Here is a 17,154-nt window from a genome sequence, read left to right on the forward strand (position 1 = left end):
AGTGTCCGTTCTCAATGTAGTTGTCAGTCGCGACGTGGGAACTGACAGGTTGGATGAGAGAAATCTGGCGGATTCTTTCTCATTGAATCTGTCAGTTCCGTAAGTGGTTTACCGCTCGCGGCGTGGGTGGTGAAGGCCTTAGGCGAGCCACTCGATTCCGCGACGGGCTAGTCTTCGGAGCGTGTTTTCGATCCGGTGCGCAGCCCGGCGTCGGTGGCTCTCACCGGTGCGGAAGATCGTGCGCGCGATTTCACCGGCGACGCGATCGCGCCTTTGCTCGGCTGGGTGTGCGGGATTCTGGATCCAGTCTTTGAAGGAGGGTCGGGTGATGAGTCGGGCGATTTTCACGGTTTCCGGATAGATCAGCATTTCGTACTCGTGTCTTCCGGCCCGTGCCCTGCGTTCTTCGAGGGTGGCGAGTGCGATGCAGGCGCTGGCGCATTCGCTCGCGGCCAGCATGGCGGGGGTGCTGACGTGGATTCCGCGGGAGACCAGGGTGGACCTGAAGAGGCGTTCCGCGGCGAGGAGTTCGGGCAGTTGTCGTATGTCGAGCTGAACTCGGCCGAGCCAGCGGCGGTGGCGGAGGCAGACCCAGCCGATTGATGGAGTCCGGCCGACTCGCAGGTTTCCATTGCCGCAGCGCAGACATAGCTCCCGCTCGATGACAGGGTGGCCGCCGATCGACAGCAGCGGGTCGAAGGCTCGGTCGTGGAGTCCGCCCAGCTCTCTCCATGTTTGAAGGCGTCCGGGGTGCCGTCGGGCACGGGATTTGGGCAGGATACCGGCTTCCCGGAGGGCGTTTTCGATTTGGTCGACGCTGGTGCCGTTGCGTTGGGCGTGGCGAGCGGCGTAGTTCTCGATGCCTTCGCCGTGGGTGAGTCGGGTCGGGACCGGGAGGGGTCCGAGGATCACTGGGCCATCCTGAGTCCATGTTTCTTGGACTTTGAGGCGCCGGATTTGCTGTGTGATCGGTGGTGCTCCTGGGCTGCGTAGTCCGTGGCTGTTGCTTCGAGCCGGTGCCGGTCAATCTTTTCGGTGCCGTCGAGGATCGCCCCGATGGCTGCGTCCGAGAGAAGGCCGCGAAGGGCGCCGATGCTCCCGCCGGTCCGGTCCCAGAGGTAGTGAGACTCCTCGACAAGGGACTCTGGGATGTGCGCGGCCAGCGGTAGGAGGTTTTCGACTCCGAGCACCAGGTCGGCCCACGATTCACGGCTCGCTTTCGTCCCGATGGAGTATGGGGTCATCTCGTGGAGGATCATGCGGGCTTTGATCTGTCGGCCCATTTCGCCAGCGAAGAGGTCGGTTGTCGGAAGGTCGATTCCGGCGTAGAGGAAGGTCGCGTCCAGTCGGTCCGCGAACTGTTTAAGGGTGCTTGCGGCTTCGGCCCCGGCCTGCCTGTTCGTCTTGAGGTTGTGCACTTCATCGACGATCACCAACGACGTGCCCAGAGTGCGCAGTATGGCTACGACCTGCTCGGCGAGCATCGGTGCGGTGGCCCTCTGGAGCACGGGCAGTCCGAGCCACTGCGCGAAGGCCTGCATGAGCATTTTCGGCGTCGTGGCAGGCGGGACAACGGTGTAAACCACGGGCGCGAACTGTCGGTCGTCCTCGCGTCCGAGTCGTTTGCGCTCTGATCTGTCGTGGCGTTTGCCTAGAAGCAGAGCCGACGTCGATTTCCCCATTCCTGCAGCGCCTGAGATGGCGATGCCCCGCCTGGCGGTCGCCGTGCTGGCCGCGTTGCGGGCTATGGCGATTCGGGCTTGCCGGGAGAGTGCTTGTGTGTCTGTGGTTTCCAGGACAGTGTCTGCTGCGAGCCATGCGAACCGGGTGCGGTCGTAGGCAGACTTCGCCTCAATGGAGAGTGCCTGCACTTCTGACAGCGTCAGACTCAGGGGCTCTTCGGGTAAGTGCGCGACGAAATCTCGCCAGGCCGTCAGGCTGTCCGGGATGGCGATGTCTCAGTCCTCCAGAAGATCGATGCGTCGTCCGTGGCGGCGCCGGGGAAATTCGACGATGACTGGGTCCGGCGCCGGCGCCGGTGGCGTCGCGGCGGGTTCGGTGATCGGGTCCGGCCAGGCCTCCGGTTCCGGGACGGCCGACGGTGTTGTGTGAGTGCGTTGTGTGGCTTGGCGCTCGGCGCGTCCCGTGGGGGCGGTCAGGATCCGGTTGATCTCGGCAAGAAGATCCCTGCCGGCGACCGTCTCGCCTCGCCTGTCGATGGCCTTCTTCGCGGCGGCAAGGACATCGCGGGAAAAGGGTCCGACAAGGTGCGTGGACAGGGTCCACTTCGCCTCGATCCACTGACCTTTCTTGTGGTCACGGACGTAGATCGACTGGAGTCTGTAAGGGTCATACCGAACTTCCCAGCGTCCGCTGGCCGGAGAAGGGAGCCCGGAAGGGACACCACGGTACGGGTGAAAGCCCGGATTGTCGTAGTGGAGGCCGTGGAGGTTGATCCCGTAGGCCTGGATCGAACGCCATTCGACAGGCAGGAGCGCGATGTAGTCGTCCCGGGTGAGTGCGACGGGGATCTGTGGCGCGACGCTGGCCAGGGCGGCAAAGGCCTCGTTCGGAGTGAGGTCCTTCTTCGGCATGGCGGGGTGCCGCAGTCCCTCGTGCGGACGGTTCTGCCAAACGGCCACGAGCCACCAGTCCAGCAGGTTCTGCACTTCGGCGAGGGTGAACCTCGCCTCGGCGGCGGGGTCCTTGCCCCGCCGGACCACGTTCGGTCCGGTGTAGCCGGCCAGATACTGGGTGAACCCTGTGTTGACGCCGGCAAAGAACCGCTCGATGTGGGGTTTGTCCGTGGGCGTCCGAGGGGCCGCTTTGGTGATGCTGATCTGCAGTCGCTCGCAAGCTGCCGTGAAGGTCGAGCCGACAAAGACCTTGCCGCGGTCGACCGTGATGGATTCGGGCACAATGACCGGCTTGGCGGCGATAGCCGAGCGCATATCCTCGTCGCGCGGAAGCATCCCGGGCGGGAGAACGGATCGTGAATAGCCTAACGATGCATCCCATCCGGGCTGCATCGGCAGGGGAGTCATGGCACGGGCAAGCAGCACAGCCGCGTCCACGGCTTTCGTAGCCACCGGCCGAAGGATGGCCGCCAACGGGGTGCGCGTGGCGATGTCCAGTGCGACGGTCAGGTCCACGCGTCCGCTGCTGCCGTCCGGATAAACGACCATGAGGTCCATCGGCGTCGAGTCGATCTCCACGAGCTCTCCGGGGCGGGATGGGCTTTGGCGTCCCCAGGGCCTGTCCGGTCGGTTTCCTTGGGTCCGGCGCGTGGTCGCGTTTCCGAAGGGGTGCCTTGAACCCTCGATTTTCTTCAGAATGCGGTAGAGCGTTGCATCGGATGGCACGGCGAGATCCGACTTGGCTGCGGCCGCCCGGACCCGAGCAATGACGCGGGATCGCGTACCCGTGGAAGCATTCTTCTGCCCTGACACTTCAGCCTCGACCAGTGCAAGAACTCGGGAGTCGGTTCGCCCGGCCACGCTCATCTGGCGGGTGGCTCTGCCGTCCGCGAGGCCCCCAATGCCATGCGCTCGGTATTCGGCGATATGGCGGAACATTGTCCGCTCAGTCATGACCATCCCACGGGCAGCGAGTTCCGTCAGCTTGGCTTCGATCCGTACTTGCAAGGGGTTGGCGAGATCGTATTCGGGCTTCGGGTTCGTGCCGGGCAGTGAACCTGGCGGAATCCCGTGGAGCACTTCGTGGACGTGCCGGTGAAGGGCAAGGACACCCTCACGGGCGCCGGGGGAGAGCGTCTCCAGAGCAGCAGCATTCTCCAGCGAGGGGAGGGACGGGGGATCATCCGGCAAGTACGAATCGGCGATCAACAGATCGGCCACCGGAACTCGTCGGATGCGATTGGTAGCAAGATTCTTCAAGGCCAGCTCGGGCCCGTCCTGGGCTACAACCTGCCAGGATCCTCCGTCGAACTGGATGAAATCGAAAAGGCGGACGGACTTCACGACGCAACCGCCAGTCTCGGCATCGGCGACTTTTCGCGGGCCGGCGCTATCCAAGTCTCCATCGACAAATGCTCGTCCAGGCCGACTTGGAGGACGCCAATGAAGGCCAGATGCAGCAGATGGGCCTGAACAGTGGAAGGTTCGAGCCGCAGCATTCGCGAAGCGCGCCGCACGCCAGCGGACACAGAGATACCCGAACCGACTGCTTCGATGATCGCGGGCACGATCGTGCTGGCCGGAGCGTATCTGTGAAGACGGTATCCAGAGAGCCACCGAAGATTCGAAGCCGCCGGCTCTGCCATCCCGGAGAACACCTCGTACTCCCAGCCAGCCTGCTGGCACAACTCCCGGGTCAAGGAAAACTGACGTTCCTCGCCCGCCAGAAGGTCCGGGTGCCGCACATCCACGACTCGTCCGCCGCCCTCACGAAGTCGCAAAAAGAAGTCCGGCACATGGCCACGGGCGCCATCAGTCCCTTTAGGCCATAGCACCGCAAACGGCGGACGCGATGCCGACAACGTCCCTGTCATAGTCGGCAAGCATCAGGAAATCCCGCTCCAGCAGACTCTCAAAGCCCACATGCGAGCACATCGTGCTGGACCACCACGAACCCTCGTAATTCCGCTTGCCAGGCCAGGAATAGAAGGAACGGACCGGCCGCGAACATTCCAAGCGCAGCGATGTCCAAGCCGACACCACCGGCTCATCCAGCATCCGTCCATCCAACCGTGCGAGAATCCGAGCCGAGTCAGTCACATTCGCCGGCAGGGACCTCAAAGCCTCACATTCAGCCACGCTGACAACTTAACTGAGAATCGCCTGAAATCCGTTAACTGACACGTTGAATGCGAAAACTGACATCTGGAATGAGAACGGACAAACGCCGCCAGTGCCGTCTCCTCAGGCGAAATTCGGAAGGCCGATAATGGACGTTTCGTCAATCCGACGTTCCGAGCCCCCGCGTCCGGTATGCCGTGTTCTTGTCCATGTTCCAGCCAGCGAGCATTCCATAGCTGAGGAGTTGATCGCTGAGTTTGGCTAGGCGGTAGCCGGGGTCTGCCTCCAGGGCGAGTTCCATGTATTGGTGGGCTTTGCTTCCCCGGCCCTCCCACCAGTTGATGTAGCCGATGGCAGTAAGAAGAGGCGCCGAGTGCTTTGTGCTGCTCAGCGTGTAGGCGTGGAGCAGGATTTGCTGCGCCCATTCGACGCGGGCCCACTGCGGCTTCCCAGGAGTTTGGGCCAGAAGGATCTTTTCCATGGGGCCGTCGACGCCGGGGATGTCCGCCATGAGTTGGTCGCGGATGGCTGCGAACTGGAAGTTTGCGATCAAAGCCATGGTCTGATCATCGGTCGGGTAGGTTTTGGTCTCGAGGATCCCAGACCAGAGCGTTCTCGCCTTTTCGATCGCGCTGTGGTCATGGCATTGTCCGATTGATTTGACGCGTTCCTCGACGGCATCAAACGTGGCCTTCTTATTTGACGGCGGCAGACTGATTCGGCCGGTTCGTGCGACCGAGCTCCCGCGGTACACGAGTTCGGCGTTGATTTCACTGGAGTCAATCATCGATAGGGGTAGCGCGCAGTTGAGGTTGGGGTCGTCGTCGTACGGCGAGACTGTCTCGTCGTCGACGAGTAGGCCGTCCCGGATGGTGATGTGTCGCGCGGCCAGCGCCCCGGTGAGGGCGGCGATGACTGAAGCATACGGTTTGTCCTGGCTGGCGGTTGGACTGGTTGAGGTGTAGACGGCAAACAGGGCGCTGGTGGCGTTCGTGTCGTTCGCTAGGTAGCCGGCGACTGTTCGCGCATAGGCGCTTTCCGCGCCGTCGTGCTTGGGGAGATCCACGCGGAGAGTGACGCCGATGTGGTTGGTGTCCAGGGTGATGCACACGAGGCTTTCCTGCGGCCAGAAGCCGAGGGTGTGGCCGATGAAGCTGAGGACATCGGCAGGGGTTTTGATGGTGAGCGTTTCCATGATCTTTCTTCTTCAGAGGCGGCGTCGGCCGTGGGCGTTAGTTTTCGGCGTCGTTCTGATAGAGGATTCAGTGCTGGGCATGAGGGGCCGGAGTGCAACTTGGGGAACCGGGAACGATCCAAAAGTTCGCGAGGAAATAAGCGGAGCGCCGAGCGAAGTTTTGGATTGAGGTCGGCGCAAGGCGCCCCGGTTGCGCGGAGGACCCGCCCAGCGATGATCGAGCATCAGAACGACAAACAGCGAAGATTCTTTTGCCTCTTCATGGCTGGGTTGTTGCGGCGCGGCATGACCCGGGGCGTCTTGTTACTTCGACGCGGAATCTATGTTGTGAGCCGTGCGCCGGAGCGTCTCTCGAGGGAGAATTCGGCGCGTTCGACGATGGAGCGGTCGTGTGCGTCGAGGTGCGCGCTGGTCGCGAGGCTGGCCATTTCGCAGTCGCGGATTTCGACCAGACGGCGATGGAGTTGTGTTTCGGCGTGCGGGCTGAGGATGATGAGCGCGCTGGCCCGTCGCTTCTCGAGGATCAAGTCGTGGTGGGTGAAAGCCACACGGTTCCAGATCGGCCTGATTTCCAGGAGCAGGAGCCGGACATGGAGTAGGAATCTGCCGTGTTTGAGGTGGCCTGCGAGCCGGGGGAGAAGCAGCCCGATGCTGACAAGTAGAACCGCGAACGTTTCGCCCACCCAGTAGAGGACGGTCAGAACGGCCGCAGATGGGCTGGCAGCGCCGTCGATCTTCGTGACGACTCCATAGACCAGACGGTCGACGAGGACCAAAGCAAAGAGGATGCATCCGATGGCGATGAGGACGAATGCAGATCGGAATGCTGGCGCCCGCATGCTTGGGAGATTGTCATGGCAAACCCGTGCGATATCGAGGCAGATCCACATGATGAACGCGGACCCGCTCCAGAGGAACACGGCCATCCCTGGTTGGTCGCCGTAGGTCAGAGGCAAGTTGGAATCAGTGGCATCGGCGCGGCTCGTGAGAAATCCTGCTGTCACTGCCGAGCAGACGGTGACCGCAGCCCACCTGCCGAAGCTGAGTCGGTGACGTCGTGCTTCAATGCCTTCAACTGCCGCTAGCAGGATGGCCGTCCGGAATTGCCAGAATCCCAGGAGCAGAGACAAAAGAGTGACCAGACCGACGTGGTTCTGGCCGCCGAGCAATGGATCGACCGCGTAGTAGACCGCCGGGACGTACAGGGTGCAGGCGATTGCAGCGAGGATAGTCGCGCGGAAGACGCTCCCGCGGTGTGGATCGAGCGCGGCGGGCAGCCGGAGGATGGTCAATACCCAGAGAGTGGCTGCCGGGACGTACTCCATCAGCCGAACACTTTGCGGAACGCCAACGGCTCCGACTGGGCGCCGGCGTCGCTGTTGATGATGCGTGTTGCGAGCTGATCGGCGAGGGCTTCGGCGGCGAGCTCTGCGTCGTCCGTGTAACTGCTGCGGGCGAGGGTGCGCAGCACCTGTGCGGGGTCGAGGTCGGGGAGGAGGCTTTTGACGAGCGCGCTGTTTTGGCTATCAAGATCGTGTTCGAGGATCATGTGGCTGAATTCGTGGAGGATGATCTGTTGCCGGTGCCAGTCTGATTTGGTCGGTGCGTGGAGGACGATGTCTTGGTCCTCGCAGATGAGCCAGACTCCGCACAGTTTTTCTTTAGCTAGCTCGGGAAGTTCCGTTACCGTGATGGTTCTTCCGCGTTTTCGCTCGAGTTTCTTGTGGATGAGCTCAAGCGTGGCGTCATCGGGCAAGCTGAACGCATGTTCTGCTTTCCGCGCTATTTTGCGGGCTTCACGGTAGTTCATTGCCGGACGGGACAGGGGAGGACGGAACGTTGACCGGGCCGATCTGGTCCAGTGTGTACCCGCTGGGGTACAGGGTCGAGCCGGCGTGCCCAGGGGTGAAATGTGGTTTGGTTTTCAGCGGACGACTGCGGTGGATCGCGTTGCGTGCGGCGAGTCCGGTTTTGAGGGCTGTTCGGGAGATCCGGCCCGCTCGGGGGAAGCCGAGCGCGTCGGTGAGGCGGTCGTCGTCGAGCATCGTGCTGATGAGCTGTTTCGCCAGGGGGCGCAGGGGCGCTGGTAGTCGGCTCTGGAAAACTCGGACCGTGCTATCCATGAGAAGTTGGCCTTCGGCCGACGGAGCGACGTGGGTGGCCTCGTAATGGTCGAAGAAATCCTCGGCTTCCGCGTAGGAGGCGGGCATGCCGATGATATTCATGCGGGTGCCCAGTTCGGTGAAGAAGCGTGAGGCTGCCGCCAGCTCTGCTGGTGTGGGTTGGCGCCAGGCATGTTTTTGGTTCCATCGGATCGGTACGACCAGCAGCGTGAGGAGGACGTAGAGGAAGTCGTCCTTGCTTCCGGGTACCTTGCGGTGCACGCGGTTGAGCAACTCGACCATGGTGCGGCCGCGGTCGCTGTCCAGCCCGCCGGAGATGAGCTCATAGATGACGATGGCCGTGTCGTACGAGCGCTTCATGGGGCGCTGCTGGATTTCGGCGTTTGCGTGAAGGGTCGCTGCGATGCTTGGGATGGCGAAGTTGCGGTAGTACGCGAGGAAGAACCCGAGCTCCATGTCCGCAGCGAGATCGAAGAGCACCATCTGGCGGAATGTGGCCTCCCAGTCATCCGGCGATGCGGTTTCCTGGCGGTGGAGGCTCGCACTGAGGGTGGCGTTGATGTTCAAGGTTCCCCCGTTCGCCGTGCTGAAATGTCCGCGCTGAATGTGGGGCTCGCAGCCCCCAGTCCGGCTGACTTCTTCCATGGTAGGACCGTTGCGATCAAGTGGCTAGTTAACCTGTAGACGGGTCTACTTTGGTTGTTTGGCGGTGCCCTCGGCCAAGGCTCGTCGGAGGCCTGTTTCACCCCGGCGCATCATTAGGGTGTGGGCTGCGGTGAAGGCCCGAGCTGCGATCGGTGTAAGGACGTTCATCCAACGTTGAGTGGGTCGAATCCGCCATTCGATGTCCATACGGGTGGCTGAGCCATGTGCTTCTGGACTGAGGGTGACCTTGCCGTTGCCTTCGAGATGGCCGCCGGCGTCGAACTCAATTTCCTTTGGGGTGACGACCATTGTTGGGTGGATGCTGATCGTGAGGGTGTAGCCCAGGACAGCTTTGAAATTGAGATACGAAGTGGTGGCCTTCAGGATGTCCTCTTGGGAGTTGCTCTCCGGCTCGGTGCGGACGAGCGGTGCGGCAAAACTGCAGTCTGGCCACCAGTTGGGCCAGCTCATATTGACGTCGGCGATGATCGCCCACACTTCTTCCGGGGTGGCGGGGAGGTGCCATGTGGAGCTGAGGTCGAAAAGGCGTGGAGTCATGGGTGACATTTTGGCACGATGCGCAATTCAAGCTCAGAAAGGTTCGTCCCCGTCCACTCCTCAAACTTGAACAGAAATGGTCGTGGTTAGAACACTGGGGCTGGGCGCCGCTATGGCTTATCGTTCAAGTGGCCAAACTCGCCTGTTGTTTTAGGGCCGGACATGCTGAACTAGTCCCCATGGGGGCATACACAGATTCCTACACCAACGCGACGATAATCTTGCGCCCGGCGCGTGTTGCGGTCCTCTTCCGAGGGGACGATCGTTGGCGTTCGTGGGCGCGGCTGGCTATTGCCGTTGCTGGAAAATACTGGGGTGGCGGAGGCTTTATTCTGGTCCCGTATCGCGAGGACGGATCTGTCGTGTCTCGGATGCTCGACGTTGTCGCAGCGTACGACCCCGACCATGTGGTGACGGTGCCGCTGACGCCGCATACACGAGAACGAATTGCGCCCGGGCACGACAGGTTCACCGACGCCAACGGTCGCTCTCTTGTCGATCCAAACGAGCGTCAAGAGTTCCTTGCTGACCTTGTCGCGCTACCCCAGCCCGAACCAGTCGCGATGAAAGCCCGGAAAGCCGTCGCGGCGGTCTGCACTCCTCTTCGGAACGCGCACGATCCGAGCGGGGAGGTCGAAGGTGAGAGCGTCGAGATCTTGGAATTCGAACCTAGTCGAGCGGGCGGCTGGCTTGCCCCGGCAGCCAGGGTGGCGCAAGACGGCGCCGTATTGGCTGGCTCGGAGGTATGGACTAATGATGCTTCATTGTCTGCTTCGATCCGCACGGGAATCTTCCCGTATGAGCTGGACCAGGAACTCAGAGCCGCTCGACCGGAGCCTGACGGAGGACAGGCGCTTAAGTTTGCTCTGAATCCGGAACGTTGGAAACGCGAGGTTCCGGCCGTTCTGACATCGAGTATGAACGTCGGTACGGATGCACTCATTGGGAATCAATCGTTCTGGTTTGACGAGCCAGGTAGCGGACTTGTTTCCATGAGGAACCGATGGGGATCGGATGGCGGCGCAATCGTCATCGGTGGAACTGCTGAGGACTTCGCTCTCGCATACGCACATGAACGTCTTTTCGGTTATGGCGTATGGCTGACCAGCGAAATGCTGGGAAATGAGGCGCTGCTCCCCGTGATTCGAACAGCGGCAGACTGGGCGGGCCAAGTGATCAACGGGGAGAGTAAGCGTCTTTCGATCACCTCATGCTCGTTGAACCCAGAGGAATTGGCCGCTGCGGCGATGTCCTTGAATAAACGGATCCTCAACACCAACCCGATTGCTGCCGCTGAAACGGGGACCCTCAGTGTCGCCATGCGTTTGCCTGATGGGCTGGAGATACGAGAACCCGCACTCAGACTTGGCCTGACCGGACTCGCGGTCCACGATCCCTTCGTGACGTCAGTTTCCGTCCCCGTCGAGGTCGGTCAGGATGGAACGACGACTATGCGCGCGCCAGTTCCAACGCCTATGCCCGCCGAACCACTATCGGTGGACGGTCGAATCAGGCCTTATTGGTACGTCGAAGTTGACCTCTCTGAGACCGCGATGCCGAAGTCTCGTGGGGTGCCGCAGAGCTTTGTAGTAATGGACCGGCAACACTATGCGAATCAGGCGGTGAGGAGCAGCCGGATCGGACTAACATTCCATTCACAATTAGGTGGCCTGATCCCATCAGGCACCCCTTTGAACAGCCAGATCTTTAAGCCCACGCTTAGAGTTCTGGGGATGCAGCCTTGGATTCAGTCCATGGCAGGAAAGTCCGGCTTGGACGCAGTCCCTTCACTTCCCGGTCGACATGCCCAACTGTTGGCCCGTCTCCTCGGTGGGCGAAACGAGCTCACCTCTATGGTGGCAGGCGTCTTCCACCCCGCACTGCACCTGTTCACCAAACCGGAATCGAACAAAAGGAAAGACATCAGGCCTCGTGATGTTTTTCCGGACGGCGACGGCGTGCTCATAGACAAAGAGTTGCCATACCCAAGATTCGACGCTTTTCGCCGAGTACTGCCAGGAATCTCCGTCAGGGGCATCCAGGCTTGGATTGACAGATTAGCCGCCTCCAACCTGTTGCGTCGGGGCTTTATCTTGGACTGCTCTGATTGTTCCCGACCGTCATTCGTTAGCCTCGAGAAAATAGGACAGCGATTCGAATGCGTCAGGTGCGGTGCCGCGAACGACCTTTCGGTAGCGAGGTGGAAGCATTGCTCGGACGAACTCGAGTGGCATTACGACCTTCACGCAACGTTTCGTGAGCTGCTGGGCTCGCACGGCGACGTTGGCCTTATTGCAGCCGAACGCCTGCGTCGGCAAGCCTGGGAGTACGCCGATACAACTGAGCTCGAGTTCCTTGAGCAGAGGACAGGGAAGCGTGTCGCTGAAATCGATCTGATCGCCAACATTGACGGTGACGTCGTTGTAGTTGAAGCCAAGTCAAACGGGCGACTCGGCAACTCAAAGAGGGAAAAGGCGTCGACTGCAGCCAAGAAGATCCAGGTCGCCGAAGCGCTGCGCGCTGACCGAGTCTTAATTGTCACATCCGCGGACAAGCTGGCAGACGATGCGCTCGAGATTCTCCGCGAAGCGGCTGACTTTAGGCGGCTGCGATCGCTGCAAATTGAAGGCCTTGCGGGCCTCGGACCTGACACTATCGACCTACCTGACCCGACACCAGACGAGACTCATGTGTGGCAACCGACATAGTGAATGCAATCGGTTTGGGCGGAAGCCTTGGTTCGCTCCGACAGCGCCAAGGTTCCACGGACCGGCCCGCCCGAACGGGACGGCCGCCCTCACCTGCACTCCGTGTTTCGGCGTCCAAAACAGGCCCAAAGCCCCCTACCGATTGTGTCCTTAATCGATGCTGACCGTTTCAGCGACCCTGGTAACCTAAGGCCGCTAAAACATACGACGGCGTGTATTTTGATGAAGCCTGTTGCTGAAGGCTCGACCGTCGACCTTGGCCTCGATCTTTGATGAGGGCGGGGCTTTAGGTGGGGCCAACCTTATTGGTTGTCCCCACGCCAAGGTCTCCGGGCTAATTGTTCGCCACACGTTTACCCCACGGAAACGTTGAAAAACGCTGACACGCCCCCAGTGAGACGTCGGCCTCATAGCGCAGCAGGCTCCTGAGCAGCATCACCGGGGCCGCTGACGCCCATGCCTGTGGAGAACATGCTGTGGGATAGGGGACGGGTTCAGGGTAATCGGACCGGCTGAATCCACAGAATAGTTCGGGTAGCCGGTTGTCCGTGTATTCGGCGGCCTCGATGAGCACTGAGGACAGCAGTTGGGCTTGCCTGACGAAGCCGTAGCGCATGAGACCGGCAACTATCAGTGCATTGTCATGGGGCCAGACGGATCCGTTGTGGTAGCTGACCGGGTTGTACGCTCCCATGTCTGTTGCCAGGGTTCGTACGCCCCAGCCGCTAAACATCTCCGGGGACATTAGTCGGTCCACAACGTGTGGTGCCTTATCTTGGTCAACGATGCCGGACCACAGGCAGTGGCCCATGTTGGAGGCGCAAGCGTCAACCGGCCGCTTGTTCCGGTCAAGCGCAATTGCGTAGTATCCGCGGTCCGGCAGCCAGAATTGCTCGTTGAACCGTTTTTTCAGCTGTTTCGCACGGTCCCGAAACTCGTGTGCTAGACCGAGGTCGCCGGCATCGCGGGCTATCCATTGAATACTGGCTTCCAAGGGAGCCACTTGTCGTGCGCTTCAGAGCCACCTGGCCAGATCACGGATAGTGTCGTTCAGAGCCATGATTGGCGTGGTTGAGAGCCACCTGAAAAGCTCCTCCCACGATGTGATGGCCACGTGGTGGGAGGAGTACCGGTAATGGTACGGAAGATCAAGGCGAAACTTGTCTTGCAGTTACGAAATCAGGGTTTATCAGGCAGGTCGATCGCCTCGGCGCAGGGCATCGCGCGCAATAGCGTCCAGGCGGTGCTCGATGCAGCGGACCGGCTCGGCGTCGTCTGGGATGACGTCGCGGAGCTGTCGGAAGCCGAGGTGTATGCGGCCGTGTTCCCCGGCCGCGGCGTTCATGAGAGCGTCTTCGCGCAGCCGGACTGGCCCCGGGTTCACACTGAGTTGGCCCGGGTCGGGGTGACGTTGAAGCTGTTGCACCAGGAGTATGTCGACGCAGCGTCCGTGGCGCAGGCAACGATGAGCTATGACCGGTTCTGCCGCCTCTATGGCGAACACGCCGCCGTCTCGGGGGCGACGTCAAGGGTCGGGCACCAGGCCGGCCGCAGTATCGAGGTCCACTGGTCCGGACCCACGATGCAGCTGTTGGATCCGACGACGGGTGAGCTGTCGAGGGTGTATTTGTTCCTCGTGTGCTTGCCGTTCAGCCGGTATGCGTTCGTGGAAGCGAGCCTGGACATGAAGCAGGAGTCGTGGCTGCGCGCCCACACGGCGATGTTCGCGTTCTTCGGTGGCAGCGTCCCGCGCCTGGTCCCGGACAATTTGAAGACCGGGGTGATTTCCCACCCGAAGGAGGGCGAGGTCGTGCTCAACGACGCTTACCGGGAGATGGCGGCGCACTACTGGGCCGCGGTCCTCCCGGGCAGAGTTCGCCACCCTCGAGACAAGAGTGGTGCCGAGAACACGGTCTCCCATGTCGCGACCTGGGTCATCGCCGGTCTCCGGCACGAGCAGTTTACGTCGCTGGCGCAGCTGCGCCTGCGGATCCGGGAACAGATCGATGCCTATAACCGGGAGCCGTTCCAGAAACGTGACGGGTCACGCCTCAGTGTGTTCACCGCGGAGGAGAAGCCGTTGTTGCAGGCGCTGCCGGCGGCCCCATTCGAGATCAGCACGTGGGTCTATAAACGCAAGGTGAACGCCAACGCTCACGTGGTTTGGGCGAAGAACTTTTATTCCGTCCCTTTCAGCCATATCGGCGCCCTCGTTGACTTGCGCGTGACGGAGACGATGATGGAGGTTTACCGGCGTGACGAGCGCCTGACCAGCCATTTGCTGCTGCCGGCCACGGCCAGCAACCAGTATCGGACGAACGAGGCGGACCTGCCCGAGGGGCGCAGCTTCCAGGCCTGGGACCGGGGCCGGATCCAGGAGTGGGCGGCGCGGGTCGGACCTGCGACGGCGGCAGTGACAGCCAAGATCTTCGAGACCGTGTTCATCGATGAGGCCGGCTTCGACGCGGCGCTGGCGGTGCTGAAACTGTCGCGCCGATTCTCCCCGGCACGCCTCGAAGCGGCCTGCGCGCTGGCGCTGCGGGGCCCGATCCGCTCACCCCGCTATGCGCACCTGCGGCCGATCCTCGACACCGGACAGGACAAAACCGGACACACCCCCGAGCCCGAGCCGGATGATGGCGGTTATGTTCGTGGCGGCGCCTACTACGCCGGAGGCACCCGATGAGCGTCCTGGATGGGGAGACCAAACGCAAGCTCCGCGAGATGAACGCCGGCGAGCTGGTGGAGGCCATCGACCTCCAAGACGACACCCTCAGCATCAGCTTGTCGTTCGAGGAACGGGTCCGCCTGGTCGTCGACGACGCCTACTCCACCTTCATGCACTCGAAAGTGGACGGGCTGATCCGACGGGCGGGGCTTCGTTACCCCAACGCGGACCTGCGGCGCGTCGACCTGCTCGACGAGCGCGGCCTCAACCGGCAGCTCCTGACCCAACTCGGGACCTGCTTGTTCGTCACTCGGCAGCAGAACGTCGTCTTCCAGGGGTTCACCGGGTCGGGGAAGTCGTATCTGGGCTGCGCGATCGCGAAACGCGCCTGCGAACATCGGATCCGCGCCCATTATGTTCGGATGCCCGACCTCGAAGAGGCCTGGGTCGCAGCTCAAGACACCCCCGGCGGCGCCGGCAAGTTCCTCCGGAAATACGCTGCCTTCACCCTGCTCGTCATCGACGAGTGGTTACTTGATCGGCCGACGGAATCGATGCGGACGATGTTGCTGGAGTTGATGGAGCGCCGTTACGGCGAGACGTCGACGGTGTTCTGCACCCAGTACCAGCAGAAGGACTGGCATCACCGCCTCGGCGCCGGCGTCCACGCCGACGCCATCATGGACCGCATCATCCACAACACCACCTGGGTCGACACCGGCACCTACAACATGAGGGAGCAGACCGCCCTGGCCAGCGCCTAACGATGAGGTCGAGGGCCAGTGGCTCCCAAGCACACCACCACTGGCTCTCTTCCGCACGATCGGTGGCTCTGAAGCGCAAGATTGGGTGGCTCTCAAGGAATCAAATACTCAATCCATGCACGGGCGATATAGGCGCTATAGACGTAGCCTTGGACCTCGCATAGCGCGATGGGCGTCTCTGCGATGCGGCCATCGGCAAAATTGATTCCGTCCCAGGAGTCTTTCTATCCCTGGTTGATAAGGCCTTGGTCGTTGAGTCGTTCGTACTCGACAAACCCGTCGCCGTCGCGGTCTCCATAATCTCGAATCCAGTCCAAGGCGCGGTCTGCATGGGGGGCAAGCGTAGCGATGTCTGCCGAAGCAAGTCCCCAGCGGCTCGCTTCACCGAGCAGGGTCACGAACAGGGGAGTGGCATCTGCAGTGCCGTAATAGGCTGATTTCCCGCCGAGAGCCAGGCCCGTTCCGACGCCAAGGCGCACCTCATGGAGGATCCGCCCGGGTTGTTCCTCCGTCAATGGGTCAACAGCAGTCCCTTGCCGGTCGGCCAGGGTCTGCAGCGTGCCTAGTGCCAGCGTTGGGTCCAACGGCACGATCATAATAGAGGCCAGTAATGAGTCTCGCCCGAAAAGTGCCATGAACCATGGTGCCCCGGCAGCGACGACCATACGGTCCGGATGTGCCGGGTCGACGATTCGGAGCGCGCCCAGATCCTGATGACTGCGAAGCAGGGTTTTGTCGACGGATGGATTGCTCAATCGGGTTGATGGAATGCCGGCATCCCAAGCCTTCAGGCGCTGTTCTTGCGGCGAGACGGTCACCAGTGGGGCGTGGAGAAGCGGCGCCAGTGACTCGGTATCGCCTGCGACAGGGACGGCGCTCACCCGGACGCTCCACTCCGCGTGGGCAGGGATCGTTGTGCGGAAGAGAAGACCTTCAGTACCTGCTTCCGCGCCCGGCGCATGCACGAGAATGTTCTTCTTCGTCCCCTGCCAGAGTGCGTCTATACGTAAGGAGTCGCCCTGGGGCCGCCTTATCTGTTCCCACTGTCGACGGACCCGCCCATCCTTGACCTCAAAGAGGTCCGCGAAGTCAGCATCTACCGAGAGCATCAGCTCGCAGAATGCCGGTTCGAGGCCGTAATTGTGGATTGTGATGCATTCTTGGATGCCGGTGCCCAGTTCGCGCTTGCGTTCCACCGTTAGTGGACTGTCAGCCCCGCCGTCGGCTTGTGCCGCCCTGCCAATGTGGGTTCCTTGGTACGGCGCGGGCGTCCACGCGCCCAGTGGTTCCAGCGGTCTGCCGTTGATGGCCAGAGACCAAAGAGAAAGAATTCTGGTGTCCTCGTAGAACACACCATGGGGGTGAGCGGGGAGAATGTCCCCGTTTGCTTGGGAGATGCAGAACGATGATCCCTCCACTAAGGTGACGGCGCCTTGCCCGGTAGGTCCCGCTGCGTTATCTGCATTCCATCCAGTCACCGCTGGCTCCTTTGAAGCAACCCGCCATGCTGAATCGAATTTACGCCTGTGGAAAGGTGGTGGCCATACCTGTTTAGCGGACCGAAGCAGGGGTCTCCTCAAATTCGTTCTCAGCTGCTCCTCGATAGCCGGGCAGCTCCGTTCTGATGCGACTGCAGCGAGACTTCACCGCCCTAGACCCATCACCCTCAAACCGCTAGAATATAAATGGTTCGACCAATAGCCCTTTATGAAACTCTCGGTCGGTGACAGTGGAGT

The 17,154-nt window shown here is 61.5% G+C and carries 14 protein-coding genes and 1 pseudogene; 3 read left to right on the forward strand and 12 right to left on the reverse strand.

The features are described 5' to 3' along the window. Positions 1–138 precede the first annotated feature (138 nt). From OW521_RS17925 to OW521_RS17970, 10 genes are all read right to left on the reverse strand, one after another. Entirely contained in the window at positions 139–912 is a 774-nt protein-coding gene (locus tag OW521_RS17925; protein WP_268020932.1) for a hypothetical protein, read from the reverse strand. Beyond that, complete coding sequence (locus OW521_RS17930) at positions 909–1,871, reverse strand: ATP-binding protein (RefSeq protein WP_268020933.1); 963 nt, start codon at positions 1,869–1,871, stop codon at positions 909–911. Before OW521_RS17930 ends, OW521_RS17925 begins: the two co-directional genes overlap by 4 nt. Positions 1,872–1,958: 87 nt before the next feature. Then, the gene (locus OW521_RS17935; RefSeq protein WP_268020934.1) at positions 1,959–3,980 is read right to left on the reverse strand and encodes a Mu transposase C-terminal domain-containing protein; all 2,022 of its coding nucleotides are present in this window, start codon (positions 3,978–3,980) and stop codon (positions 1,959–1,961) included. After that, positions 3,977–4,432 carry a hypothetical protein gene (locus OW521_RS17940; protein ID WP_268020935.1) on the reverse strand — a complete coding sequence of 152 codons (456 nt, stop codon included), beginning with the start codon at positions 4,430–4,432 and terminating at the stop codon, positions 3,977–3,979. The genes OW521_RS17935 and OW521_RS17940 overlap by 4 nt, the downstream gene beginning before the upstream one ends. 25 nt (positions 4,433–4,457) lie before the next feature. Further along, positions 4,458–4,694, reverse strand: coding sequence for a hypothetical protein (locus OW521_RS17945; RefSeq protein WP_268020936.1), 237 nt, complete (start codon positions 4,692–4,694; stop codon positions 4,458–4,460). A gap of 223 nt (positions 4,695–4,917) precedes the next feature. After that, positions 4,918–5,952, reverse strand: coding sequence for a DUF4192 family protein (locus OW521_RS17950; RefSeq protein ID WP_268020937.1), 1,035 nt, complete (start codon positions 5,950–5,952; stop codon positions 4,918–4,920). 320 nt (positions 5,953–6,272) lie between these two features. Further along, positions 6,273–7,277 (reverse strand): hypothetical protein, encoded by a 1,005-nt coding sequence (locus OW521_RS17955; RefSeq protein ID WP_268020938.1) that lies wholly within the window; start codon positions 7,275–7,277, stop codon positions 6,273–6,275. Then, entirely contained in the window at positions 7,277–7,708 is a 432-nt protein-coding gene (locus OW521_RS17960; protein WP_268020939.1) for a hypothetical protein, read from the reverse strand. Before OW521_RS17960 ends, OW521_RS17955 begins: the two co-directional genes overlap by 1 nt. Positions 7,709–7,748: 40 nt before the next feature. Continuing rightward, a complete protein-coding gene (locus OW521_RS17965; RefSeq protein WP_268020940.1) occupies positions 7,749–8,720 on the reverse strand; it encodes an oxygenase MpaB family protein in 972 nt (323 codons plus the stop codon). Between the two features lie 45 nt (positions 8,721–8,765). Next, complete coding sequence (locus tag OW521_RS17970) at positions 8,766–9,278, reverse strand: SRPBCC family protein (RefSeq protein WP_268020941.1); 513 nt, start codon at positions 9,276–9,278, stop codon at positions 8,766–8,768. Between the two features lie 2 nt (positions 9,279–9,280). Between OW521_RS17970 and OW521_RS17975 the strand changes: the two genes are divergently transcribed. After that, on the forward strand, positions 9,281–11,986 hold the full coding sequence (locus OW521_RS17975; RefSeq protein ID WP_268020942.1) for a hypothetical protein: 2,706 nt from the start codon (positions 9,281–9,283) through the stop codon (positions 11,984–11,986). Positions 11,987–12,374: 388 nt separating this feature from the next. Here the strand turns inward: OW521_RS17975 and OW521_RS17980 are convergent. Next, a pseudogene (locus OW521_RS17980) lies at positions 12,375–12,962 on the reverse strand (amylo-alpha-1,6-glucosidase); the annotation flags it as partial. A gap of 159 nt (positions 12,963–13,121) precedes the next feature. Here OW521_RS17980 and istA point away from each other — a divergent pair. Then, positions 13,122–14,672: an IS21 family transposase gene (gene istA / locus OW521_RS17985; protein ID WP_268020943.1), complete on the forward strand. Its 1,551-nt coding sequence runs from the start codon at positions 13,122–13,124 to the stop codon at positions 14,670–14,672. After that, complete coding sequence (locus tag OW521_RS17990) at positions 14,669–15,418, forward strand: ATP-binding protein (protein WP_268020944.1); 750 nt, start codon at positions 14,669–14,671, stop codon at positions 15,416–15,418. The genes istA and OW521_RS17990 overlap by 4 nt, the downstream gene beginning before the upstream one ends. A gap of 224 nt (positions 15,419–15,642) precedes the next feature. On the opposite strand, the gene OW521_RS17995 is transcribed toward OW521_RS17990, so the two are convergent. Next, positions 15,643–16,896 carry an amylo-alpha-1,6-glucosidase gene (locus tag OW521_RS17995; RefSeq protein WP_442781172.1) on the reverse strand — a complete coding sequence of 418 codons (1,254 nt, stop codon included), beginning with the start codon at positions 16,894–16,896 and terminating at the stop codon, positions 15,643–15,645. Between the last annotated feature and the right edge of the window lie 258 nt (positions 16,897–17,154).

The organism is Arthrobacter sp. MMS18-M83 (assembly GCF_026683955.1).
GTDB lineage: Bacteria > Actinomycetota > Actinomycetes > Actinomycetales > Micrococcaceae > Arthrobacter.